The organism is Alkalimonas delamerensis (assembly GCF_030717955.1).
GTDB lineage: Bacteria > Pseudomonadota > Gammaproteobacteria > Enterobacterales > Alteromonadaceae > Alkalimonas > Alkalimonas delamerensis.
Map to the genome: position 1 here is coordinate 169,068 of NZ_JAUZVY010000005.1, position 24,982 is coordinate 194,049.

The 24,982-nt window shown below is 51.5% G+C and carries 15 protein-coding genes; 5 read left to right on the forward strand and 10 right to left on the reverse strand.

Annotation, left to right across the window (positions count from 1 at the left end):
* Positions 1-25: 25 nt before the first annotated feature.
* Positions 26-1,450 (reverse strand): tRNA (N6-isopentenyl adenosine(37)-C2)-methylthiotransferase MiaB, encoded by a 1,425-nt coding sequence (miaB, locus tag Q3O59_RS12560; RefSeq protein ID WP_305945899.1) that lies wholly within the window; start codon positions 1,448-1,450, stop codon positions 26-28.
* A gap of 249 nt (positions 1,451-1,699) precedes the next feature.
* On the opposite strand from miaB, the gene Q3O59_RS12565 reads away from it, so the two are divergent.
* From Q3O59_RS12565 to Q3O59_RS12580, 4 genes are all read left to right on the forward strand, one after another.
* Positions 1,700-2,350: an outer membrane beta-barrel protein gene (locus Q3O59_RS12565; RefSeq protein ID WP_305945900.1), complete on the forward strand. Its 651-nt coding sequence runs from the start codon at positions 1,700-1,702 to the stop codon at positions 2,348-2,350.
* Positions 2,351-2,663: 313 nt separating this feature from the next.
* The gene (locus Q3O59_RS12570) at positions 2,664-5,483 is read left to right on the forward strand and encodes a TonB-dependent receptor domain-containing protein (protein WP_305945901.1); all 2,820 of its coding nucleotides are present in this window, start codon (positions 2,664-2,666) and stop codon (positions 5,481-5,483) included.
* Positions 5,484-5,626: 143 nt separating this feature from the next.
* Entirely contained in the window at positions 5,627-7,804 is a 2,178-nt protein-coding gene (locus Q3O59_RS12575; protein WP_305945902.1) for a winged helix-turn-helix domain-containing protein, read from the forward strand.
* Positions 7,805-7,918: 114 nt separating this feature from the next.
* Positions 7,919-9,034 carry a metallophosphoesterase gene (locus tag Q3O59_RS12580; protein WP_305945903.1) on the forward strand — a complete coding sequence of 372 codons (1,116 nt, stop codon included), beginning with the start codon at positions 7,919-7,921 and terminating at the stop codon, positions 9,032-9,034.
* A 38-nt stretch (positions 9,035-9,072) separates the two neighbouring features.
* Here Q3O59_RS12580 and Q3O59_RS12585 read toward each other — a convergent pair whose 3' ends face one another.
* The 5 genes from Q3O59_RS12585 to Q3O59_RS12605 all read right to left on the reverse strand — a co-directional run bounded on the left by Q3O59_RS12585 (position 9,073) and on the right by Q3O59_RS12605 (position 17,248).
* Positions 9,073-9,921 carry a DMT family transporter gene (locus Q3O59_RS12585; protein WP_305945904.1) on the reverse strand — a complete coding sequence of 283 codons (849 nt, stop codon included), beginning with the start codon at positions 9,919-9,921 and terminating at the stop codon, positions 9,073-9,075.
* A 65-nt stretch (positions 9,922-9,986) separates the two neighbouring features.
* Positions 9,987-14,426: an EAL domain-containing protein gene (locus Q3O59_RS12590; protein WP_305945905.1), complete on the reverse strand. Its 4,440-nt coding sequence runs from the start codon at positions 14,424-14,426 to the stop codon at positions 9,987-9,989.
* Positions 14,427-14,644: 218 nt separating this feature from the next.
* Complete coding sequence (locus tag Q3O59_RS12595; protein ID WP_305945906.1) at positions 14,645-15,607, reverse strand: cobalamin biosynthesis protein; 963 nt, start codon at positions 15,605-15,607, stop codon at positions 14,645-14,647.
* Positions 15,608-15,612: 5 nt separating this feature from the next.
* Positions 15,613-16,314, reverse strand: coding sequence for a 5'-methylthioadenosine/adenosylhomocysteine nucleosidase (locus Q3O59_RS12600; RefSeq protein ID WP_305945907.1), 702 nt, complete (start codon positions 16,312-16,314; stop codon positions 15,613-15,615).
* A gap of 49 nt (positions 16,315-16,363) precedes the next feature.
* Complete coding sequence (locus tag Q3O59_RS12605; RefSeq protein WP_305945908.1) at positions 16,364-17,248, reverse strand: pirin family protein; 885 nt, start codon at positions 17,246-17,248, stop codon at positions 16,364-16,366.
* Positions 17,249-17,413: 165 nt separating this feature from the next.
* Here Q3O59_RS12605 and Q3O59_RS12610 point away from each other — a divergent pair, with 165 nt between their 5' ends.
* Complete coding sequence (locus Q3O59_RS12610) at positions 17,414-17,950, forward strand: hypothetical protein (protein ID WP_305945909.1); 537 nt, start codon at positions 17,414-17,416, stop codon at positions 17,948-17,950.
* A 36-nt stretch (positions 17,951-17,986) separates the two neighbouring features.
* Here Q3O59_RS12610 and Q3O59_RS12615 read toward each other — a convergent pair whose 3' ends face one another.
* The 4 genes from Q3O59_RS12615 to Q3O59_RS12630 all read right to left on the reverse strand — a co-directional run bounded on the left by Q3O59_RS12615 (position 17,987) and on the right by Q3O59_RS12630 (position 24,795).
* Entirely contained in the window at positions 17,987-18,457 is a 471-nt protein-coding gene (locus Q3O59_RS12615; RefSeq protein WP_305945910.1) for a methylated-DNA--[protein]-cysteine S-methyltransferase, read from the reverse strand.
* A gap of 12 nt (positions 18,458-18,469) precedes the next feature.
* Positions 18,470-19,930, reverse strand: coding sequence for an AlkA N-terminal domain-containing protein (locus Q3O59_RS12620; protein ID WP_305945911.1), 1,461 nt, complete (start codon positions 19,928-19,930; stop codon positions 18,470-18,472).
* Between the two features lie 126 nt (positions 19,931-20,056).
* Positions 20,057-23,419 (reverse strand): TonB-dependent receptor domain-containing protein, encoded by a 3,363-nt coding sequence (locus Q3O59_RS12625; RefSeq protein ID WP_305945912.1) that lies wholly within the window; start codon positions 23,417-23,419, stop codon positions 20,057-20,059.
* Between the two features lie 356 nt (positions 23,420-23,775).
* Positions 23,776-24,795 (reverse strand): SPM autocatalytic domain-containing protein, encoded by a 1,020-nt coding sequence (locus tag Q3O59_RS12630; protein WP_305945913.1) that lies wholly within the window; start codon positions 24,793-24,795, stop codon positions 23,776-23,778.
* Positions 24,796-24,982 lie beyond the last annotated feature (187 nt).

The window sequence follows — 24,982 nt, forward strand, 5'->3', positions numbered from 1 at the left end:
CTGGCAGCGCCAGCCCTTTGGAAGGTTAAGGAGCAAAGCGAGTCACCCCTAAGTCATCCGTTTTCGGCTGCCGGGCCAGAATTTGCTGCGGCGAGACATCGCGGCGCAGTCCCATTTCTGGTTCGGTGCGCACCAGCACGCCTTTCAGCGAGTTGGCGAAAACATCGGTAATGCGCACATCGACAAACTGGCCAATGAGCTTTGGATCGCCTTCAAAGTTGACCACCCGGTTGTTCTCGGTGCGGCCACAGAGCTCCATCAGGTTTTTCTTTGATGGGCCTTCCACCAAAATCCGCTGTTCGGTGTTCAGCATGCCGCGGGCAATGCGCAGGGCCTGTTGGTTGATTCGGTCTTGCAGAATGTACAACCGCTGCTTTTTCTCATCCTCGCTGACATCATCCGGCAAGTCGGCAGCAGGCGTGCCGGGCCGGGCACTGTAAATAAAGCTGAAGCTCATATCGAAGTCGATGGCCTGGATCAAGGCCATGGTGGCGGCAAAGTCATCAGCTGTCTCGCCAGGAAAGCCAATGATAAAGTCGGACGACATGCTGAGGTTGGGCCGGACTTTTTTCAGTTTGCGCACCTGGGATTTGAATTCCAGGGCGGTATGGCCGCGTTTCATCAATGTCAGGATCCGATCCGAGCCCGATTGCACCGGCAGGTGCAGGTGATCAACCAGCTCTGGGATATCACGGTAGGCTTCAATGATGTCGTCGGTAAATTCCACCGGGTGTGAGGTGGTGTAGCGAATGCGATCGATGCCGTCGATGGCGGCGACCAGACGCAGCAGCTCGGCAAAGCTGCAAATGCTGCCATCGTGCATGCTGCCACGGTAGGCGTTGACATTCTGCCCAAGCAGGTTGACTTCACGGACGCCTTGCTCGGCCAGTTGAGCGATTTCAAACAGCACATCGTCCAGCGGCCGGCTGACTTCTTCGCCTCGGGTGTAGGGCACCACGCAGAAGCTGCAGTACTTGGAGCAGCCTTCCATAATGGAGACAAAAGCGGACGGTCCTTCGGCTTTTGGCTCAGGCAGGCGGTCGAATTTTTCGATTTCAGGAAAGGACACATCCACCACCGGGGCGCGATCACCGGTAACGGCTTTGATCATTTCCGGCAAGCGGTGCAGGGTTTGCGGGCCAAAGACGATATCGACAAAAGGTGCCCGCTCGCGAATGGCTGCGCCCTCTTGTGAGGCAACGCAGCCGCCGACACCTATCACCAGTTCGGGTTTCTTCTCTTTCAGCGGTCGCCAGCGACCTAGCTGGTGAAAGACTTTCTCCTGCGCTTTCTCACGGATGGAGCAGGTATTGAGCAGGATCACATCGGCTTCCTCAGCGTGCTCGGTGAGGCTGTAGCCATGGGTGGCATCCAGCAGGTCTGCCATTTTCGATGAATCGTACTCATTCATCTGACAGCCCCAGGTTTTGATGTGTAGCTTTTTGCTCATGCTTTGGTGGACCCTGTGTCGTTACTGCGCATAAAGGGCGCATATTTTAGCCTAGCTGATCGCGAAGTACCAGCCTTGAATTGCCATCATCAATGCAGTCAAAGTTTGTCAGGTTGCGGTTATTTCATGCATGGGTAGTAGTTTCACGCATGGCAGCTTCAAAAGAATGCACTAAAATTCTATTGTTCATTTTCTATTCATGATTTGCTGATTACCATGCCGCCCCTTTAAAACACCCTGGAGTACTTTATGAACAAATGCAAGGCTGTCTTGGCCACACTGATCACTGCAAGCGTGCTTGTTCCGGCGATGGCGTACGATACATCCTCGCCGCTCGCCTACAACTTTATCGGAGTGAGCTATCAGGATACGAGCTTCAGAAACAGTCCATTTAGTCCAACCGGATGGCGAGCGGATGGTCGGGTTATGTTGACGGACCATATTTGGTTGGGTGGGCTTTATCAGCATCTAACGGGTGGTGTTAAAAGTGATTTACTGGCGGATCTGCTTTCTGAACAACAAAATGTGAAACTGACTGAGTTGGGGATGCAAGTAGGGTATCGTTTTCCCTTGATGCGCAATACCGATTTAAATACATACCTGCATTACAGTACCAACAAACACCGTGAAACTCTAAGTCAGCGTGATTTTTCTCAGCGTTTCGACGCTTACGGAGCAGCGATAGGATTCAGTCATTGGTTAGCAGACTCCTGGGATCTAAGTGTCAAGACCGGTTATCGGTATGACCAAAAGTGGCGCGGTCTGGACGAGAATCATGGTCGACTTTTCTTGGATCTTGGTGCCAAAGTCGCATTAACACAATCACTTCAAATTACCACAGCGGTGCGTTTCAGCGACGGACAAAATAGCTGGTCAACGGGTTTAAGCTATCGTTTTTGAGCGGCAGCGTGACACCTTTACCCCTCTCAGTTTGATCGCAGCCAAGACCATGGCCTTGCTTCATCAAAATACCGGCATTATTGCAGAAATAGAAGTCGTAAAAAGAGATTAAAAGAGGTAATTAAAGAGATAAAGCCCCTTGTGTTGTGACCCGAGTAAACCATCATAGCTGCGGCCGAGATGCTGAACGTACCTGGTAGGCTAGTAGGTATCAACGCCAAAATATTAACTTGAAGAGGCCGTTACGGCCTCTTCAAGTTTTCCAACAACTATGCGGTATGCCGCGCTCATTGATATCATTTCGGGAAAAACGATGAATAGAATAAAACCTCTTGCAGCATCGATTCCTTTGCTGCTTGGTACAAGCATGGCAGCAACTGGATTATTTCATCCGGCTTTTGCAAGCAGCCAAACAGTCCTTGGTGATGAGGTACCAACCAAGCAAACGGCAAGACAGCAATCCGGCCCTCAGCAGACTCAACAAGTTGCCGCAGCATCTGTCGATGAACCCTTGGAGCGAATAGAAGTCACAGGGTCGCGTATTCGTCGTTTGGATATAGAGGGTGTCGCACCGGTCACAGTCATTACCGCTGAGGATATTGAGTTCAGTGGCTTTTCCAGTATTGAAGACTTACTTCAAGCATCAATTTTTAACAGCGGTCGAACGGTTCAAGGCAACGAGTCAAGCTGGACGCAAGGTGCCAGTACTATCAACATGCGTGGCATGGGCGAAAATCGTACTTTGGTTCTGGTAAATGGCCAACGTATTCCGCAATACCCTACTGCGACAGGAGGTACTACAAATTTTGTGGATATTTCTACCTTTCCAACCAGTGCAATAGAGCGTATTGAAGTGTTAAGTGGTGGCGCTTCAGCAATCTATGGCTCTGATGCAGTCGGTGGTGTGGTCAATATTATTCTTAAAAGCAGGTTTGAACGCAACCAGTTCGATGTTCGCCATGAGAGCCCACAGCAAGGCGGTGGAGATAAAACTCGTATGACCTTAACCAGTGGGTTCAATAGCTCCCTGGGTCAGACTATCGTAGTTTTGCAGCACCGGAATGACGAAATATTGCGCAGTGGTGACCGTAACTTCACCAGTCAGGGTGGGCCGGATGGCACCGATGGTTTTAGTTCAACTTCTGCAGTCATTCAGGATAGGAGTCGTTTTTATCACGAAAATAGCAATGTGGTAGCTACGCAAGAGCAATGTCAGGATCTTTTTGGCAGCTACGGCATTTGGCAGGATGAACAGAGCACTTTTAAATGCCGTTACGATTCTACTCGTGACTTGCATTTGCAAAGTGGAAAAAAAGAATGGAACTTAGTGGTTAACCATCATGGTGAGCTCGGTCAAAGCTGGACCTACAATGCCATGGTTCAAGCCAGCGATCGTGAAACATTAAGGGGGAATGGCCAAAAGTCAATCGGTGAAAGAATATATATGGACCAGGATAATCCTGGAGTTTACAGCTACAACAGAGCTGATTTCTTAAACCCGACCGAGTTTAGGTTGTTTCGCCGCCTCGATGACTATGGCCAACGTAGAGATTACACGGGCTTGCAGCAAACGTTGAATACAGCCTTTGGTTTGAGTGGAACCCTTAACGACTTTGACCTTGACCTGACTTGGGCCTACGGCAAAAGTTCCTTTGAGCGCATCGGGCGCAACCAGATGTTGGCAGACAAGCTGCTCGATGTGGTTAGTTTTGACCCAGCCGACTCAGCCAATCCGGCGAAATGGTATCCGATGGATAAAATGACGCCCGAGCAGGTTCAGACACTTTATGCAGAAACACTCACCGATGCAGGTTCTGGGTTAAATCAATTCACAGCAGTGTTATCAGGTGACTTAATGGACTTGCCAGCCGGCCCTTTGCAGTTTGCTTGGTCTGCTGAATGGGCCAAAGAGTGGTATTTTGACCACAAAGATGAAAATACGTTGAGCGGCAACCTCTTAGGGCAGGGGGGAACCCAGGGGCGGGGTGAACGTAAACGCTATGCTACAGCGGCTGAGTTGGCCATACCCTTGCTGGACGACCGTGGCGGCATAGGCAAACTGGATGCCAGTGTTGCTTTGCGTTACGACTACTACGATGATAAATCTGAAATTGGTGGGGCAGTGACGCCGCAGGCAGGCTTTACTTATCGGCCTACTGAAAATATTTTGGTACGTTTAAACGGAGGAAAATCCTTCCGTGCACCCGATTTGCACCGGGTTTATGCCTTACCTACCCGATCTTTTAGCAGTACGACCCGCCACGTTGATCCCAATCACCCGGTGGACGAAGATGATCGCTACGAGCAAATTACCTCCGGCAGTTTGGGGTTGAGTGAAGAGCGAGGTCGCTTTTACAATCTTGGCATCATCGCGCAACTTACTGAAAACCTGAGTGTCGATGTAGATTACTGGCGTATTTCGTTGAGAGGGGCGGTTCGCACTGGATCCGTATCCAGAATGCTCAATGAACCGGATGTTTTTGATGTCAGTGATCGCTACAGCAATTGCAATGATGTACCAGGTGTTGGCTTTATCATGCAACAGCAGCCGGGCAACGATTACAGAGATATTTTATGCGTGAAAAATGGTGCTATCAACAGTGCCTATGAAAACTCCAAAGGCGTTGACGTGAAAGTTCGCTACAGTTTGTCTTTGGGCGATTTAGGCGATCTGCGTTTAGGTGCTGATGTGTCGCAATCACTTTCAAAAGAATACCAAGCCTTTGCCGACTTAGATAAAGTCAATGCGTTAAAAGATTGGTATTTCCCAAAATACCGCACCAGTGCCTATGTGCAGTATTCAAAAGATAAGTGGTCGAGCTATGTTCGTTGGAGCTACATCGGTAGCACAGAAGGCGTTAATACTTGGACACTCACCGATGATGAAGGCAATTCATATCGTGAAAGTGTTCGCAGCAAGGTCGCTCCTTTCAGTCGTGTCAACTGGGTAACTACTTACAGTGTAAGCCGTGATTTGCGTCTCACCTTAGGCATCCAAAACCTGTTTAACGCGATGCCTGGGACTTATGCTGAGGGACATCCGTGGCGAAATTCCTGGCCATACTACTCCATGACCAGTGGACACAATGCCATTGGCCGGACTTTTTATGGAGAAGTGCGTTACCGTTTTTAAAGGATCGCTCTGCCTTACTGTCGCAAAGGGTATCGGAGGATACCCTTTGCCGTTGTTACAAGGCATCAAGTCATCAAACTGTCATATATTAAGTTGTAATTTTTGCTAACATGTTTGGGTTTGGTGTACAAAAAGGTTGCAAGATGATGTCTGAGATTTTCGAGCTTGGAGCGGTGCGGGTCAATGTCCGAAAGCTTACCTTAACTCATTCCACGCAGCCTATTGTACACCTGCAAAATAAGCCCATCGAAGTTTTGCATTTTTTAGCGAGCCAATACCCACGTTTGGTCAGTCGGGATGAGGTAATCGCTGCTGTATGGGCTGGTAATTATTACGTTGGTGATAAAGCCCTGACCAATGTTGTGTGGCAGCTGCGCCATCAATTCAAGCTGCTTGGTTTGTCGGATGTTATTACTACGGTACGCAAAAAAGGTTACCGCCTCGAAATTGCGCCGGTTTGGAAACAGGCTGCCATTGAACCGGATGCTGTTCGGACACCCGAGAACATCACTCAGCAATTATCCCTTGCTGACTCTGATCAACTATTGTTAAAGGATGCGCCAGCCAAGGTTTCAGAACTATACCCAGTAAAAAATAAGACGGTACGTTCACCTTTGTTGTTCATGCTGTTGTTTGGTGTTTGCCTGACAACATGGCTTTTATGGCTGTTCAGTATTGATAGCAGGCAGTTGTCTTTTGGGGCTTATCATGTTGAGTCTGTCCTCGAAGGAAGTGGGCGAGCGATGCACCCAAGTCTTTCCCCGGACGAGACACTTCTTGCATTTAGCTGGCAACGGTTCGGTCAGCCGGCGCAACTATATCTGAAGGAGCTCAATGCATCCTCGGCTCCTCGTCAATTGACATTTGAGTTCTTTGATCATGGTGCAGCCATCTGGTCTAGCGACGGGTTGCATCTTTTTTCTTCCCGAATTGCGCCTGATGATGGACGTTGCAGTCTGATCATGCTTACTCTGAAAACTTTGGAAGTAAAAGAGCTGGCGATGTGTCGGCATTATGGTCGGGTGTATTTGAATGTTAGTGCGGATGGGCGGTATTTAGCTTTTACCGGGTATCTGCATGGGGACGCCAATAGTTTATATCTTATTGATTTGGATGACAGTGAGAGCAAGCCCCGCCGCTGGAGCTGTCCTGATTTGTGTGATGGAATGGTGCGTGACGTTGCCTTCTCATCCGACGGACGTTATTTGGCATTGACTCGTCGTTTTCATCGGTTGTCGGAAGATATTTTTTTGTATGATTTGCATCAAAACTCAGTCTCACAGCTATCGTTTGGTGAAGAGGACATCATCGGCGTTGTTTTTCACCCGGACAATGAGCGATTGCTTTATGCAACGTTTAAGCATGGCCAGCGACAGGGGTATGTTTACGATTTGGCACAAAATAAAATCGATCCATTAGGGGTATCTAACTTTGGTGGCCACAGCGCCATAACCCGTGATGGTGAGGTGTATTTCCACCAGTTACCACATTCGTTACAGCTTGGTTATGTCCCTTGGCAGCCTCAGGCCCCGGCGGGGGTCTTTCCACTAACAGCGAGTGCACATCGTTTCGAAATGCCAAATTTTAACTCTGCCCGGCAAGAAATCACCTTTGTGAGTAATCGCAGCGGTCACACCGAATTGTGGCGAGCTGATCCAGATATGCAAAACAAGAGACAACTCACGCATCTGGCCAGTGGCATTAAGTACCCACAATGGTCCAACTCCGGCGACTACATTGTATTTGTCAGTCGCCTGCCCAGTAAAAGATACGATCAGTTGATGCTGTTGCAGGTCGATACTGGCAAGTTAACCTTGCTCAATACTGGGTTGCAATGGCACAGCCGCCCCAGCTTCAGAGCGGATGATCAAGCCATTTTGTTTAGCTCTGATGGGCAGCTGCATCAAATCGAGTTGCATTCAAATCGGGTGCAGCAACTGACTCTGGACGGAGGGCTTTTGGCGCAAGGTCTGCCAAATGGAGACTTTCTTTTTACAAAAGGATTAAACCAGGGATTGTGGCAACGACATGCTGATGGCAGTGAGCGTTTGGTCCTTGATGCAACCTCCTTTTCAGCACTCTATGCTTGGTCCTACAGCGACGGTATCCTTGCTTATCTTCAACACGTGGAAGATAAGTTAAGTTTAGCATTTTATGATTTAGCGACGAATCAGCCTCTGAGCAGCATCGTGTTGCCCAACGAAAATATCGCTATGTACAACTCGCTGAGTTTTAATGCAGACATTCAGCGTGTTTTTCTTGAAGTGGAACCATTGCCAAGGATCGATTTAAAAAAGTTGATGCATCCTTTGTTAAAATAGCCATTAATTATATTAAAAGATATATCTTGTAGGTACAAGATATTAAAAGAGGTGTAAATTTAAACTTGGCCAGCATCATACACAGTCATTGATGAGATGATGGAATAGAGGTAAATGATGGCATTTAAAATGGCCTTCCAGTGGTTTGCTAGATTAGTTGGGTGCTTCTTGACACTGCTGATGGTAGCTACGGTGTCTGCGGACTCTTTGGATGAATTGAATGACGGGCCTTACATCCGGTTTCTTCAAGATGACAGTTTGGTAGCTATCCAATGGATATGCCGTGGGGAGGCTTATACGCAGGTTGCTTCTGTAATCGAGGGGCGCCTAGTGCCTGTGCGTTGTCATCAACGTTGGCCAATTTACCTGGCTGAGCAGTTGAACGCGGATCCGCAAACTGAATTTGAAGCGCAGAAAGTTGCGGTGATTGCCGACATCCATGGCCAGTTTGAGTTGGCGACAACACTGTTGAAAGCGCATCATATCATCGACGACAAGTTTGAGTGGCAATTTGGCCAAAACCATTTGGTAGTACTTGGAGACATGATGGGGCGTGGGGCTGAAGTCACCGAGCTGCTTTGGTTTTTGTATGAACTCGAACAGCAAGCTAAACGTGCGGGTGGAAGGGTGCACGTGATGATTGGCAACCATGAGTCTATGGTAATGCAAGGGGATATTCGCTTTGCGAATCAGAAATACCAGCGCTCTTCATTGCTGTTAAAGCAACAATACCAAGACTTGTTCGATACGAGCACTTTACTGGGTCGCTGGTTACGAACGAAACCTGTCATGTTGAAGATCAATAACATGCTGATGGTGCATGCTGGTGTGCACCCAGATTTGTTGTTATTGCAAATGAACATGGCAGAGATCAATCAACGATTCAACGATACCTTAGGAATAACCCGCTCAGCGGCTGCAGAGGAACCCGATCTGGCATTTTTGTATGGGCGTTATGGACCTCTTTGGTTGCGCCAATATTTTGCTGGCGATGAAGCTTTGCCATTTAGCCAGCTGAAGACGGTATTGCATCATTTTGGTGTTGAACATATTGTGGTTGGACACACCTCCTTTGATAAAATCTACATGCATTACAACGGGCATGTCATATCGGTTGACAGTGATTTAAAGCGGGGAGTCAGCGGAGAGCTTTTTTTCTGGGATAATCAGCAGCTTTGGCGCGGTACTAAAGATGGGAAATTACGACCTATTACGCATTATAAGCCCTAGTGTGTTGTTCGGTGCATTTTGCAATGCCTTCAATCCCTCTACAGCAATCTCTGACGGGTGCTGACATAGCCGGCGTAAAAAATAACCAGCACACCGGCCAGCCAGCTCATGGTGACTGGCTCCTGCCAGAACAGGTAGCCAAACAAACCGGCAAAAATAACACTGCTGTAGGTCCAGATGCCGATGGAGCTGGCCGGTGCCAAGGCATAGGCTTTGGTCATGGCCAGTTGGCCGATGGCTGCCAACAGGCCCATGCCGATAAAGGCCAGCCAGGCCTCCGATGGCAGGGGTTGCCAGTAAAAGGGCAGGGGAATGACTGAGAACACAGCGGTCAGCAGCGAAAAGTAAAACACGGTGCGCACCGCCGGCTCGGTACTCGACATGTAGCGAATAGTGGTTTTAGTCACCGCCACCAGGCAAGCGGCCGCCAAGGCAACTAACAGCACCAGCGTCATACCGGGCGCCGGAGCCGGTAAGGCCAATAAGACACCGACAAAACCAAGCGCAATGGCGACCAGGGTCAGCTGAGTTGGCCGCTCTTTTAGCCAGACCCGGGCGATAATGGGGATGATAAAGGGGGTGAGCAAAAGCACCGCCATGGCTTGCGCCAGAGGCAACTGGCCGAGCACATAAAAAAAGCAATACATTGAGACCAGTCCGGTCAGGGCCCGAAACGCATGCAGGTACCAGCGGCTGGTTTTCAGCAGTTGCCAGCCCCGGCTGTAGAGAAAAGGCAGCAGCAACAACAGTGCAAAGGCGTTGCGAAAAAACACCACCTGCGCCTCAGTGGCCATGCCACTGCTGTATTTGACCAGGGCACCAATGCCTGCAAAGCAGGCTTCAGCCAGCAGCAGTAAGACAGCACCTTGCACCAGGGGGTTACGCATCGATAATCCTGCGATGAAAAGCAGGCATTGTAGCAGAATCAGGGATGAAGATGGCGCCTTTCGGCTTAGCCTGTGCCGCTCTTATCGCCGCTGTCAAAACGCTTGCTGTCTAGCAAGTGTTTCAGTTGATTGGCCGGCATCGGCTGAGCAAATAAGTAGCCTTGTATAAAGTGGCAGTCGCGCTCGTTAAAAAAGTGCAGTTGCTGCTCAGTTTCGACCCCTTCGGCCACGCAATACATGCCCAGGGTTGCGGCCATGTTGAGCATGGTTTCAATGATGGCTTCATCGTTTTGATCGATGCCGATGTCTTTGACAAAACTGCGGTCAATTTTAATGGCGTCGATCGGCAGCTCTTTTAAGTATTTTAATGAAGAGTAGCCGGTGCCAAAGTCATCCAGTGCCAGTTTAATGCCGAGGGCACTCAAGTCGTTCATGGTGGCAATGGCACTGGCATGGTCGCGCATCAGGGCGCTTTCGGTGACTTCAAACCGCAGGCTGCCGGCAGGCAGCTGAAAACGGCTGAGCAGGGCTTCGACTTGCTCAGCCAGCTGAGGTTGCTCCAAATGCCGAGCCGATAAATTGACCGATAAATACAGCGGATGACCCGTTTTATGCCATTGTTGCAGATCTTCCAAGGCCCGTTCCAGCAAGTGCTGCGTCATTGGAATGATCAGGCTCAAATCCTCGGCCAGCGGGATAAACTCGGCAGGAGAGACCACACCATCGCTGCTGTACCAGCGCAGCAGTACTTCGGCCCCAATGATGCTCTTGTGCCGGCTGTCTATGATGGGTTGGTAATAATTAACAAACTCTTGCTGCTGAAATGCCTTACGCAAGCGGGTTTCCCGGGCCAGCTGCATGTGGGCTTTTTCATTCATTTCGCGGGTAAAAAACTGGAAGTTGTTGCGACCGGCCTCTTTGGCATGGTACATGGCGACATCGGCATGCTTCATCAACTCAAAAGCGGTGTAAGCGTCATCCGGGTAGACGGCAATGCCAATGCTGGGCGAGACGCCGACGGTATTGGGGCCTAACTTCATCGGCTCGCCAATGATTTGCAGCATTTTGCGGGCGACATGGCTGATGTTGTCGTTGCACTTGTAGCCTTCTAACAACACCACAAACTCATCACCACCAAGGCGAGCAACGGTATCGCTTTCACGCAGGGTCAGGTTTAGCCGCCTGGCAACTTCTTTAAGGAGTAAGTCGCCAATGTCGTGGCCCAGCGAGTCGTTAATGTGCTTGAATCTATCGAGATCCAAAAAACACAGCGCTAACGATCGCTTGGAGCGTTTGGCGGTTTCAATGCCATGATGGATCCGATCCATCAGCAGGGCTCGGTTGGGCAGGCCGGTCAGGGCATCATAATTGGCCAGGTAGCGCAGTTCGTCTTCGGCCAGTTTCTGATCGGTGATGTCGGTAAAGACCAACACAAAAAAAGCGACTTTATTCTGCTCGCCAATGCCGCTGATGTTGATCAGGGTTGGCCGCTCCCGTCCATCCGGTGTGACTATGATTTCTTCGCCTTGCCAGTGTTGATTGACCTGAAAATCCCGCAGCAGTCGGGTGTAGTAGCGACGTCGGTCTAGGCTGATGCCCAAGTGGTGGGTTTGCGGGTTGCTCAGGTAATGCTCAACCGGACCAAAGGCATCGGCAAAGGATTGGTTGGCGGCAATCATTCGTTGTTGCTCATCCAAAATGACTACCCAGTCACGGGTTTTTTGAAAAGCCTCGCCGAATAAACGGGCTTTTTCCTGACTGGCCCTGGTTTCGGTGATGTTGCTAAAAGTCCCCAGCACGCGCATGACCTGCTGCTCGTCGTCCAGCTCGGCGATTTTGCCAATATCACGGAACCAAAGCCAATGCCCATCTTTGTGCTGCAGACGATAAGTGTGATCAAAGCTGTTGGCTTTTTGGGTTAGAAAACTTTGCCACTTGTGCTCGAACTGCGGTTTGTCATCCGGGTGGATCAGCGACAAATGTTGCTCCAGCGTCAGTGGATTAAGGGATTCGCGGTACCCCAGCATGCTGGAGATACGTGAGGCGTAAAGACTGTTTTTACTGGCGTGCCACTCCCAGGTACCGCTGTCGACCGCTGCCAGCGCTTGTTTCATTCGCTGCTCGCTGGCTTTAAGCTTTCGGTGCGCCATGGTCAGCATGCGCTGCTGTTGTTGGCGATTGCGTAGCCAAACCAGCAACAGGGCCAAACTGAGAAGGGCATAAGTTGCATAAGCCGGACCGCTAGCCCACCAGGGGGCCATAATGCGCAGTGTCAGGCTAGCTGTGTCGCTTTCGGCTCCGGTGATGGGTGAAACAGAAACCACGTGAAAGCGGTGTTCTCCGGCCGGCAGGCGAGGAATAATGACCTGATGGTCGGATTGCTCAGGAAAGTGAAAGGCCTGTTTGCCTTCCAGCCACACCCGGAAGCTTGCTTTTTGGCTGTCACGAAAGCTCATGCTGCTGAAGTTGAGCTGTATCCCCTCGGCTCGGGCCGGCAGCTGGATCACTCGATTGTTCAGATGACCATAGGGAGTTGTAAAGCTGCCATCCAGTAGACTTAACCCTGTGATCACAGCCTGATTTTGTTCATCGTAGCCATGCAGATAGCTAGGTTCAATCAGGGTCAGGCCGCGCATGCTGCCATAAGCCAGACGACCATCATGCAGTTTTATGCCTGCCCGGCCATTGTATTCGTGTGTCAGCAGGCCATCGTGGCGGTTAAATCGCTCAATATGAAAGCTGCCTGGGTGCATGCGAAACAGACCATGATGATTGGAAAACCAGATGTAACCAGCGTTGTCTTGTTGCAAGCTAAAGACCAGGTTGCTGATTAATTTGTTGTGCTGATGAAAGTGATGCAGCAGAGTGAAATTCTGATCAAAGATTAAGATCCCAACACCATTGAACGCTACCCAGAGTCGCCCTTTGGTATCGCGCAGCGTATTTTCTGCAATGCGGTAAAGCCCTGGGTTGTAATGCTCTGCCATGAACACCTGCTCCAGCCGCCCGGAAGCTTGGTGGTATACCCATAACTTATCGGCTGTGGTTAGCAGCAGTTGATCATCGGAGCCCGGCACATAGCCCAGGAAGCCTCCAAACTGATAGGCCGCAAGTGGTTGCAGAGCAGGCAGTTTCTGAATGCTGCCATCGGCAGGTTGATAACGATAAAAAGCCTCATTGGTAAAAAACCAAAAGGCACCTTGCAGGTCTCGCCAGTAATGCGAGCTGCCTGCAGCCAGTAACTCTGCATCGCTTTTTTCAGCGAAAGGTAAGGGTTGCAACCTGGCCGAGACTGGGTCAAATAAATGCAAACCGGTTGCTGAACTAAAGAAGATACCAAGCTCTGCATCGGGAAAAAGGTTCAGGATGGTGCTTTCATGCCAAACGGCTTTGGGATCCGGGTTTTTTAAATAGGCGTCAATGTGGCCACTTTGCAACTGCAGCCTGTTTAAACCATTGTCGGTTCCGACCCAAAGCTCACCCGGCTTTGCTTCTGCCAACACCAAAACCCGAATGCTGCTAAGAAGATTGTCACCACTGGTTTGAGCACCAAGGTGGCTGAATGCCTGGCTACGCGGATGCCAGTAGTAAGCGCCATCATAACGACTGCCTAGCCAATAACCGCCTTGCCGGTCGGCGACCATGCTGATGATGTTGTTGTCGAGCAGCTGATGCTGGCTGTCACTGAATCGCCAGAGAAAGCTCAGCTTGTTGTTGGCTGGGTCAAATCGATACAGTCCCCGCTCGGTGGCAACCAAGGCATCTTGTTCGCGCCACTCCAGATGCCAGATATTGCGCTCTGCGATGCGCTCAGTCGCCGTGATGGAAGTTTGTTCATGCAAAAAAGCAGTGATGTCTGCCAGGGGTAACGAATAAAGGCCTTCTACCGTCCCCAACCAGAGTTGTTCATCCTGAATGGAGAAAAACTTAAGGTGGCGCTGATCCGCGTTGGCATCTGCCTGATGGAAGGGGATAGGATGAACCTGCTGAGTGGTCAGCTCCATCAGCAACAATTGATGCGAGGTGCCAATGAACAACCAGTCCTGGTAAGGGTGCAATACCCGAATAAACTCATCGGCCGGTGCTTGCTCAGGCAACTGAAACAAAGGACTGCTTTGCCTTGTAGCAATATCCAGTAAAAAAATGCCCTGATTGGTAGCTGCCAGCAGCTGAGTGGAAGAGAATTCAATTAAATCCGTCAAATAGTGTTGGCCACTGCCTTCCGGTAGGGCTGGTAAATCAAAGTAGGGCTCTAACCAGCCGGAATCAAAGTTGTAGCGAAAAACACCGGCAATGGGAGTTGCGGCCCAGATGGATTGATCGCTCAGCTGAATGGTTTTGTTGAAGTAGGTATCTTGCAAGGATTTTTGAGCATCGACCACCGGGTTGACTCTGGCACTGTCGTAGCGGTTCAGGCCACCATTCGTTGCCAGCCAGAGGAAGCCTTTGGCATCCAGCATCATGTGCGGGACCGTGCCCTGAGATAAACCATGTTCAGGTGTCAAAGGGAAGAGTACCGGGCTATTGTCGGCGAGCAAGGCTCCTGAACAAAGCAATACTATAAAAGCCAAAAGATGGCGCACAACACTCACTGAGTATCCTTATCAGGCGAAATTCTTATTATGGGTTGTTGAATCATCCTAATGCATTTACTCGCTTGCTAAAATCAGGCAATAGGCCTGATCATGATTCACTATACTAAGCTGTCAAAATAAGTCCAGCTTCACAAAAAATTGAGCAGGACCCAACCCAGAGCAGCAAGGCCAGACAGCAACAATACCAGCTGCAGCAACTGCTGTTGAGCCTTCAGCGCCTGTTGCAGATGACGATGATCGGGCTCGGCATACTCCAGCCCAAGCCGATCTCTGTTGGTTTTGATGCTGCCTTCGTAAATGGCAGGCCCGCCCAGGCGGCAACGCAGGCTGGCACAGGCAGCGCTGAGGCAAGCGCTTTGTGCCCAATTAAAATACTGCCGGGGTGCTTGGCGGAGTAAGCGGTATGATGCACGGCAGCGCAGCCGAATACAGACCAGCACAAAGCACAATACGTAGCCTGGCCAGCAGAGCCAGCTGGCCAGCAGTGCGACCGGGGCACCAAAATGCCGATTGTGGCTCAGCTTTGGGTTCCAGCTTTGCTGCAGCAGCAAAATCAGCCGGACCGCCAGCGCCAACCAGATCCCGGCCAGCAGATACCAAAACAAGGTGGTTAACCAGATGCGGGCAAACTGCAGCCAGAGGCTTTCAATGCCTGCTTTGCTAAGCCCCATGGCCGAGAGTGAATGGGTTTGGCGCAACAGCAGCTGACTGGCCAGATCCCGGGCCAGGCTCAGCTGTTGGCCAGCCAGGGCTTGTTGCAGGCGCTGAGCGCGCTGGCGCAGGGGAGCAAAGTCCAAACAGAGGTAGAGCAGCAACAGCTGGTAAAGCTCAGGCCAGTCCATCAGCCAGTTGGCGGTGTAGAGCAAAGCCAGAAAGGGCAGGGTGGCCAGCAGCAAAGCCAGGCCACCGGATAAGCGCAGTTGATTTACCGGCCGTGTCGGATCCGGGTTTACCTTGTAAGCCAGCCGCTGGGCAAAAAAGCGATAAAAGGTAAGGGGGTGGTAGCTGGCAGGCAAAGGCAGCCAGGCGGCCAGCAGCAATAGCAGCCACAGCAAAATCGGGCTGGATTGCAGCAGCTCTGCCCAGGGCATCGTGATCAGCTGGCCAGTTGCTGCAACAAGCCCACCACCATGGCGGAGCTGTGTTTGGAAGCGACTTCCAGATAGGTTTCAAATGAGTCGGGTGACTCTTTGCCGGCAATGTCGCTTAAGCTGCGGATGACCACGCAGGGAACCTGCATTTGGTAACAGACCTGGGCAATGGCAGCGCCTTCCATTTCGACGGCCAGCATCGAGGGGAACAGGCGGCGGGTTTGCTTAATGCGCACTGGGTCGCACATAAAGCTGTCGCCGGTGGCAATCAGGCCTTGTTTGGTCTGACAGAAGCCCAATTGCGCAATGCTGGCTGCTGCGGCTGTGACCAGACGCGGGTCGCTAGGAAAGGTTGCCGGCATCTGGGGCACCTGGCCGATGGCGTAACCAAAGGCGGTAACATCGACATCGTGGTGGCACAATTCGGTGCCAATGACGATATCGCCTACTTTTAACTCTGGGTCAAACCCACCGGCAGAACCGGTATTGATGACGGCATCGACCTGAAAGTGTTGAATCATCAGGCTGGTGGCCAGGGCCGAGGCCACCTTGCCAATACCGGATTGCACCAGCACCACGTTTTTACCGGCCAGTTGCCCGCTGTAAAACTGATACGGGCCCAGTTGTTCGCTGTGGGCATCGGTCAACTGCTGTTTTAACAGCGCCACTTCCGGTTCCATGGCGCCAATGATTCCTATCCGCTGCATTGTCATTCGTCTTTTAAAATGGGAAAGCCGCAGTATACGGCTTTCCCAGTCAGATTTGAATGGCTTGCAGCGGCTGGTCGCCGGTTAGTTTCCCTGCCTGATAGTCACGGATGGCCTGCTCAATTTCATCGGGCGTATTCATCACAAAGGGCCCATACTGCACCACAGGCTCACCAATCGGCTTACCGGCCAGCACAATAGCCTTGGTGTCGGTTAGTGCTTTGATCTGCACCCTATCCCCTTGCCCGAGAATGGCCGCATGATGCACTGCAATGCTGGCTGCTTGTTGACCTGCGGGCAGCTCAACACTGCCTTCATAAGCATACAGCAGTGCATTGTAATCCGCTGGCAAGCTCAGGCTGACTTGCTGGCCGGCTAGCAAATGCAGATCGTAAAATTGAGGATCTGTACTCAAGCCACGAATGGCGCCATCGAGTGCCATTTCGCCTGCCTGGAAGCGCCCGGCAATGACTTTAACCTGGCCGCCATCTGCTAAAGCTGCCTGCGGGATCTGCTCTGGTGCCATATCGACATAGGCAGCGGCTTTCATCTTCTCAGCCGCTGGCAGATTGAGCCACAGTTGGAAGCCTTGCATCAGGCCGGACTCCTGTTGCGGCATTTCGGAATGAATAATCCCCCGGCCCGCAGTCATCCACTGCACACCACCACTTTTCAGATGGCCTTTGTTGCCCATGTGGTCCTGATGCAACATATGGCCATGCAGCATGTAGGTCACGGTTTCAAAGCCCCGGTGTGGGTGTGCCGGAAAGCCGGCAATGTAATCGCTGGCCTCGTCGGAGCCAAAGCAATCCAACATCAGAAATGGATCCAGCCGCAGCTGTTGGCTAAGCCCAAGGCTGCGCTTAATTTTTACACCGGCACCATCGGATACCTGCCGGGCTGGGATCAGCTGTTGTACGGTTCGAATGCTCATGATGAATTCCTTGCTTAGCTTGGTATCGTCATTAAATCCCAAATTGATTCGAAAGAATATTAGATAAACTGGCATGGATTGTTCAATTTTACTGAATGGTTGGGTTCAGCTTTGGTTAAGCTGTTGCTTGTTAGCCTGCCTGAAATGGATAAAAGGAGTAAAACAATGAAAAAATTAATGGGCGTTGGTTGCGCTGTCGCCTTGGGTCTTGCCTCGATGCAAGCCACTGCTGTGAACTGGGACTATGTCGGTGTTGGCTATGTTGATCACTTTGGCTCTGGCGCTTATCTGAACTTAAGCCATCAGCTGGAACCCCGCTGGGTGGTGCGTGCCGACTTGGAGCGGGTGTCGAAGCATTCGGTCGATGTCAGTCAGTTTTCACTGGGAGCCAATTACCTGACCGAGTTTAAGCTCGATTTTGCCCCTGAGGTACAAACTTACATTCTGGGTGGCTTGCAGCATGCCTTTGAAGACGCCAGTGACACAGGTATTTATGCTGGCGTAGGCTTAGCCCACAAGTTAACGCCTGAGGTGGAGTGGTTTACCGAACTGAGCTACCACACCATTGGCCGTGATTACAGCAGCCTGGCCGGCGGTATTGCCTTTTACATTAGCCCGGACTGGGCGGCCCGTACCAGTGTGGCGCTGAACAGCGGCAATCGCTCGAATGAGTTTCGACTGGGTGTTTCTTACAGTTTTTAACCACGGACTTTAACGTTGTGCGCTGCTGCCCATCCTTCAGCAGCGCGTCTGGCCTGGTTGCTGCTCATGCTGCAGTAACCAGGCTTTTTTATCCAAGCCACCGGCATAACCCGTCAGCTTGCCATTGGCACCAATCACCCGGTGACAGGGGATCACAATGGCAATCGGGTTGCGGCTATTGGCCATGCCAACGGCCCGAACGGCCTTTGGGTTGCCAATGGCATGGGCAATTTGCTGGTAGCTGCGGGTAGTGCCATAGGGCACTTGTTGCAGTGCTTGCCAGACTGCTTGCTGAAAAGCGGTGCCCACCGGTGCCAGTAGCAGGGTAAATGTTTGCAGGCTGCCCGCAAAATAGCGCTCTAGCTGCTTCGCGGCTTCCAGCAACAGTGCTGAGCTTGGGGGCTTTAGCCTGGTTGCTTCGGTTAAAAAACGAATGGCGCTGATCCCTTGCGGACTGGCCTTGATCGAGATGGCTCCGAAGGGGCCGGGAATTATGCATTCCGTCATTGTTTGGTCCTGTCAAAGTGGTTGCTGATTGCAGCGGGTGCTGTGTGAGAACGCTGTTGTTTGAGACTGATGTTGTTTGAGACTGCTGCTGTTTGAAACCCCCGCTGTTTGAAACCAAAGTTGCAAGGTAGCATAGCTGCGCCAAGGGGCCAGCTGTTGATGGCTGAGGTCTTGGCTGTGCTGCTTCAGCGCTTTTTGAATGCCGACATCGCCCGCCAACCAGATATCGCTGTGCTGTAAACCACGCATGCTGGCATAGTTGCAAGTCCAGGGCCCAATGCCTTTGATTTCAAGCCACTGCTCCGGGCTGCAGTCTGGCTGTTGCAGCTGCAAGGCGGCAAAATCACGCAAGGTCTGACGACGAGCCTGGGGTAGTTTGAGCATCTGCAAATCACTGGCTGCTACGGCAGCCGGGGTAGGAAACAAGCGCTTTTCGGGCTGTTGCGGTACAGGCTGGCCCAGGGCTGCGACCAACCGGTTGAGTTGGGTTCTGGCGGCTGCCACAGTGATTTGTTGTCCTAAAATGGCCCTGACACCCGCTTCCCACAGACTCCAGACGCCGGGGATACGCAGACCTGCGAGCAGGGATTGCTGAAACCAGGGGTGTTGGCTCAGCTGCTGTTCGATTAACTGGCAATCGGCGTCCAAATCCAGCAGTCGCCGGATTTGCTGGATCAGCGACCAAATTTCAGTAGCAGCCGGGTAGTGCAGTTGCAATTGCAACTGATGGTCCCTGCCGGCTTCAACGTAGAAGCTGCCAGTGTGTCCTTGCCACTGAAAGCTCCGGCCATAGCCTGTTTCCGTACACCATTCCACCCCATCCAGGCTTCGTGTCCGCCAAAAAGCCAGCAAAGCCGACCAGGCCAACGGGGGGCGATAACTGAGTGCCAGCCGAATGCTGCCTTCTGGCGTTTGCTGAGTAGTTCGTCTGATTTGACGTGGACTCAGTTGCAGCTGTTTGACGAACGCATCATTAAAACGGCGAATGCTTTGAAAGCCGGCCATGGTGGCAATATGGTGGATGGGGAGCTTGGTTTCATGCAGCAGTTTTTTGGCGAACAGCACCTGCTGTTGAATCCCATATTGCTTGGGGGCTATGCCAAGATGCTGTTTGAACAATTGGCGAAGATAGCGGGGGCTGATGCCAAGTCGCTCTGCCAACTGGGTTTGATTGTTGCGCTGCAAGGCGCCCTGATCAATTAAGCGTAGGGCACGTTGCAAAGTGGTTTGGCTGCCTTGCCAGGCTGGTGAGCCGGGGGCGCTCTCCGGCCGGCAACGCAGGCAAGGGCGATAGCCCGCCTGGCTGGCGGCTGCAGCGGTTGCGAAATAGTCGACATTGGCTTCCAGCGGCGCTCGGGCAGGGCAAATCGGGCGACAAAAAATACCGGTCGATTTGACTGCGGTAAAAAATAGTCCATCAAAACGAGGATCGCGGCTAAGGCGTGCTTGTTGGCAAAGTGCTGGCGTTAGCATGGCGTGCCCCAAAAGTGACTGATATCGGCAGTATACCAATTTTCAGACCAGGTATTGGCCGGATCCGGCACTCAATAAAAAAGCCCTGAGCATAACTCAGGGCTTTGGTGTTGCTAAAAGAGACAGCTACAGCCGGTAGTTGACGCCGAGGAAGATGGAGCGTCCGCGGGCACTGACCGGGTAAGCGTAGTTGGTAATAAAGGGTTCTTCGTTGGTCAGGTTGTTGACACCGCCATAGAACATCAATTCAGCGCTGTACTGATAGCTGGCATTGATGTTGTGCACCAGGGTTGATGGCATCATGACCACATCGCCGTACAAGGATTGATAGGTGTCTTTGCGGGCAAATCGGAGCAGTTGACGACCATGGTACTGAGAACGCCAGCTGACCTTTAGATCCTGATAGGTCCAGCCCAGACTAAAGTTACCGGCCAGTTTTGGATTGCGGTTTTCTTCCAGCCGGTTATCCACATCCTCCAGATTGAGCGGATTGGTAAAGTCATTCAGTTTGGACATCCGGGTACCGGCGACACGGGTAGTAAAATCGTGATCCCCGACTGAAAAGTCGTAGCCGACACTGAAGTCATACCCTGCCGCTTCGCGTTTGGCGAAGTTGATGTCGGTTGACTTCATAAAATTAAAACCACCGAAGAACAGCGAGTTTGGATCGGAGTTTCGAGTTAGCAAATCGCAAAATTGGGCATTTAAACTGCTGCCAGTAAAACAACCATCGGCAATATTCTGACCGCTGACGGCGTTGATGGCATCTTTTAAGTTGATGCGCCAGTAATCCAGGCTCATGTTGAAGCCTGGCAAAAAGTCTGGTGTGTAGACAAAACCAACGGTCAAGGTTTCTGCTGTTTCTTCCTGCAAGTCCGGGTTGCCGCCGACCACACCACCAAAAGCTGCGGTGAGAGGGTCAGCAAAGCTGTAGTTGCCATCCGCATCAAAGGGATCCAAACCAATGGTGCTAAAGAAAGCCACACAGTTGGCTTGGGTGTTGTTGGCTCGTTCTGGATCATCAGCACGGATGGCATTGATTTGCGCGGCATCGCATGGGTCAGCCGGCCGGAAGGTAGTGCCTGTTTCGGGTCCGAATAGCTCGGTGATGTTCGGTGCCCGCACGGCTTCGGAGTAGCTGGTGCGTATTCTCAGGTCTTGCACTGGCGCCCACAGCAGGTTGGCCCGCCAGGTGGTGGTGTTGCCGATGGTGGAGTAATCCGAAATACGTGCTGCCAAGTCCAGTGTCAGTTCATCGGCCAAAGGTGCATCGAACAGCAAGGGAATCGAGATTTCCGCAAAAGCTTCATACACATGGTAGTTGCCGCGCTCATTACGGACTATGGTCTCCGGCCGGAACGTAAGGCTGGCATTGCTGGAAACATCGGCCACATTGGTGCCAGCCGGGAAGGGAGCACCGGCTGGAATAATACCGCGGCGCCACTCATCGAACTCGGCTTTGGAGGTCTCCCGGCGGTACTCGACACCGGCAGCGAAAGCAATAGCACCACCTGGTAGTTCAAAGTAATCGCCAAAATCACCGGCCAGTGAGGCGCTTAACACCGTTTGATCCAGCGTGATTTTGCTGTCGTTGGTGCGGGTAACCCAATCCAGAGCTTCTTGGGTTACTCCTGTACGGCCAGCCCAGATATTAAGTGGCACACAGCTGCCATCACCCGGTGTAAAGGTAAAATAGCCGGCATCGTACGTTGGAATATTAAAAGGCGTATCGCCTGGTGGTGTTGTTGGGTCCAGATTAACCCGGCAATCTGGCTGTCCGGTTGCAGGGTTGGTCACCGCGTCAATGGCAGAAAAGAAACGGTCCACGATGACCTGGTGGGTAGACTCACTTTTGCGGGTAAACTGGCCATAAACAGCACTGGCATCCCAGCTCCAACCATTGTCGAGGAAGCCGTCGATGCTAACCACACCACGCACGGTTTCGCGCTTGTTGGTGTTCATCGCATCTCCCAGGCCTATCGGGTCGATGGTTAAGCTAACACCGCCGGTTTGCTCAGCGATAGGACGAATAAACTCCGGTAAAAATGGGTTGTCCGGAGCGCCCAGCAATAAATCCCAGAATGAAGTGGGGTGAATGGTATTCTTTGCTTCCTGACGGGTGTATTTCAGCTCACCGCGCAGCACGATATCCGACGTCAGGTCGTAACTGCCCAGCAGGTTAATGGCAATGCGCTCTTCCGGGATCAGTAGGTAGCTGGTGTCTTGCTGGATGGTATCAAAGGAATCGCCACCAAAGCCCTGGGTTGGGCTGGCCACCAAGCCATCCTGAACCGGGCGGTAGGTCCCGTCAGGTAAAATAGTCCAACAGCCACCCAAAGCGCCGAAAGCGCCAGGCGCAAAGGAAGAGGTCCAGCCGGTAAAGGAATCCAGACAGTCCGGCACGCCATTGCCATCCAAATCGATAGGAGTAAACTCATCGAAGCCAGCAAAAGTAAAGCCATTACCCGGAGCAATCAAACCATAGCCGGAGGTAAAGGGAAAGGTGCGGCCGGGCAATATTGCCCGCTGCGGAGCATTGGCTGCCCGGTCAATCAGTGCCATCTCGGCGGCAGTCAGGCTAGGACGATTGCCGAAGGTTGCTTCATAGTTATTCAAAAAGGCTTCAGCTGAGCCAGGAATGTTCAAACCATAGCCAGGGCGCCCCTGGGATGGATTGTAAAAAGCATGGAAGTGTGGGGTCTCAGCCGATGTTAAATCACCAATTTGGAAGCGGCGGTCCGGGTTCACCCAGTCACGGCCTGAGCCGACAAAGACGCCGTTGCGGCGTTCATTGGCACGCAAGCCTTTGTCTTTGCCATACGAGACATTGATGGCAAAATTACCGCGGTTATCGGCAAAGTTGGTGCCCCAGGTGCCATCCAGGGTGTATTGCTGGGCATCGCCCTCATCGGCCGCACTGACCTGGGCATCGAACTCAAAGCCCTCAAAGTCATCACGCAAAATAAAGTTCACGACCCCAGTCACCGCATCGGCACCGTAGACAGCGGAGGCGCCCCCTGTCAGTACTTCAACCCGGCGGATAAGGCTCATCGGGATGCTACCGACATCCACTGCTGAGGATCCTTGAGTCCCGCCGACATGACGCTTGCCATTCACCAACACCAGGGTACGGTTTGCGCCCATACTGCGCAGGTTCAGTACATTGGTGCCTGCAGCAAAGCCACTTTCGTTGGCCATAGAGCTGGTGGTGGAGGAAAACAGCGCTGGTATGTCATTCACCACATCGGCGATGGAAAACTCACCCGACATCCGGATTTCTTCTTCACTGATGGACTGCACCGGTGAGGGAGAGGCCAAATTGGCATCCCGGGCAATCCGTGAGCCAGTGACAAAGATCCGTTCGACACTGTCGGTCTCTTCTGCAGCGGGTTCGTTTTGTTCAGCCAGTAGCATAGGGCTGGCAAAAAGGGTGGATAGCGCAATTGCAATTATCGATTTTTGGTACGAGTCAACGCTTTTCGTCTTCATTTTTGCTCCATTTATCGCATGGGTTATTTTAAGAGCATGGCAAAATCTATGCCGTTGACAAGTTTTTTTATGCACCAAATTGCCGTTATTAACGTCATATTTTGCATATTTATTCGGTTTAGTGTGGTTTTTTGCTTGTTTATCTTAGTGTCGAGTGAGTCTATGCACTTAAATTGAGCGAGGAGTCTGTCTGTTTATTCATAAAAAGCAATTGGTTAAGTTACGGTATCCCTAAATTAGTACCAATTGCACAAAAAAGGGGAGTGCATCGCAGGAAATAGCTATGCACTTTGCAAAAAAAGCCAGATTTAACTTTTTCTATTTCCAGCCATTACCTTGTTTACATTGCAGCTAATTCAAACAACCAAATCGATTTGCTGGACCAAGCCTACCTGCTGCCGGGTGTCGATAAAGACACTGCTGCGCTGCAACATGCCAGCCAGTTGGTTACTGCCCTCAAAAAATAATGGCATTCTGGTGGGGACCGATTGCACCGAAATAGCTCCTAGCTCGGCCTCAGCCATGCTGAGCTGCATGCCATCAGGACGCCACAAATAAAGATCCTGCCAAATGGCATCCTGTGCATCGATAAAGCCATTGCCATCCAGGTCATAAGCGGCGAGTTCTGCAAAACCTTCTCCGGTATGGGGACCAAACAATTCGGCACCGGACTCAACCCGACCATTGCCGGTTCTATCCAAACCTAAGTAAAACTGCTGCGCTGCCAGATTGGGCAGTTGCACTGGCACCCCGGTATTGAACAAATCAAAACTGTAGCTATCGCCGGTCAGTTGAGCCGGCATGCCATTGAGGCTGATCACAATAGGATCCTGCAACTCGCTCGCAAGCAGAGTCTGGCTGCTGATAGAAGCCCAGCTGTATTCCATTTGAAATGATAAGTCCCAACTGACTTGCTGACCGTCCGCCAATTGGGCTGTACCAGTAAAGCTGGCGGAAACAGCTTGATAGCCAAGCTCCCACTCGGTAATGCGGATCAGTTCATCGTTGCTGGCTGCTGGTTCTGTTGGCTCGGCTTGAAGCTTCGCTGTCGTAGGATTAAGCTGAAACAGCTCAATCTGGCGGTCGGACAACTGCTCCAGAATGCGCTTGACCATGCCTACGGTTTGATAGGCATTGAAGGTCTTTTCCTCCAGTGCTTGTTCGTCGTCCAATACTTGATCGTCACTGAGCTCCGTCGCTACAAGTTCGATGCGGTTGCGCTGCAGCGCCAACTGCGCTTGCTCCGCTGCTTGCGCAGGCAAGATTGGCGTTGCCGCCCGATTAGCAGCTACCTGGCTGCGTTGCTCCTGGCGACCTTGAAAGACTGCACTGATTTCCGTCGCCCGGAGTTGTTGGGTTGCTGTCAGAAGTTCCATAACAGGCTCCGGCTGGGGATGAAGTCTTTTTATCGGCTGGAATCTGGATGGGTTGAGTGTTTTTTGAACAATATTGCTGTGTTCCATCCTGTTTGAACGGTTGTAGAACCGATAAACGTCTTAATTGTAAAAAACCATTGGTATAGTTTATTAGTAACATTATGAGTGACGTCTTGGCCGTTGAGGA

Coding starts and splice junctions, on each gene's coding strand:
- miaB (WP_305945899.1), bottom strand. CDS start 1,450: ATGAGCAAAAAGCTACACATCAAAACCTGGGGCTGTCAGATGAATGAG.
- Q3O59_RS12565 (WP_305945900.1), top strand. CDS start 1,700: ATGAACAAATGCAAGGCTGTCTTGGCCACACTGATCACTGCAAGCGTG.
- Q3O59_RS12570 (WP_305945901.1), top strand. CDS start 2,664: ATGAATAGAATAAAACCTCTTGCAGCATCGATTCCTTTGCTGCTTGGT.
- Q3O59_RS12575 (WP_305945902.1), top strand. CDS start 5,627: ATGATGTCTGAGATTTTCGAGCTTGGAGCGGTGCGGGTCAATGTCCGA.
- Q3O59_RS12580 (WP_305945903.1), top strand. CDS start 7,919: ATGATGGCATTTAAAATGGCCTTCCAGTGGTTTGCTAGATTAGTTGGG.
- Q3O59_RS12585 (WP_305945904.1), bottom strand. CDS start 9,921: ATGCGTAACCCCCTGGTGCAAGGTGCTGTCTTACTGCTGCTGGCTGAA.
- Q3O59_RS12595 (WP_305945906.1), bottom strand. CDS start 15,607: ATGCCCTGGGCAGAGCTGCTGCAATCCAGCCCGATTTTGCTGTGGCTG.
- Q3O59_RS12600 (WP_305945907.1), bottom strand. CDS start 16,314: ATGCAGCGGATAGGAATCATTGGCGCCATGGAACCGGAAGTGGCGCTG.
- Q3O59_RS12605 (WP_305945908.1), bottom strand. CDS start 17,248: ATGAGCATTCGAACCGTACAACAGCTGATCCCAGCCCGGCAGGTATCC.
- Q3O59_RS12610 (WP_305945909.1), top strand. CDS start 17,414: ATGAAAAAATTAATGGGCGTTGGTTGCGCTGTCGCCTTGGGTCTTGCC.
- Q3O59_RS12615 (WP_305945910.1), bottom strand. CDS start 18,457: ATGACGGAATGCATAATTCCCGGCCCCTTCGGAGCCATCTCGATCAAG.
- Q3O59_RS12620 (WP_305945911.1), bottom strand. CDS start 19,930: ATGCTAACGCCAGCACTTTGCCAACAAGCACGCCTTAGCCGCGATCCT.
- Q3O59_RS12625 (WP_305945912.1), bottom strand. CDS start 23,419: ATGAAGACGAAAAGCGTTGACTCGTACCAAAAATCGATAATTGCAATT.
- Q3O59_RS12630 (WP_305945913.1), bottom strand. CDS start 24,795: ATGGAACTTCTGACAGCAACCCAACAACTCCGGGCGACGGAAATCAGT.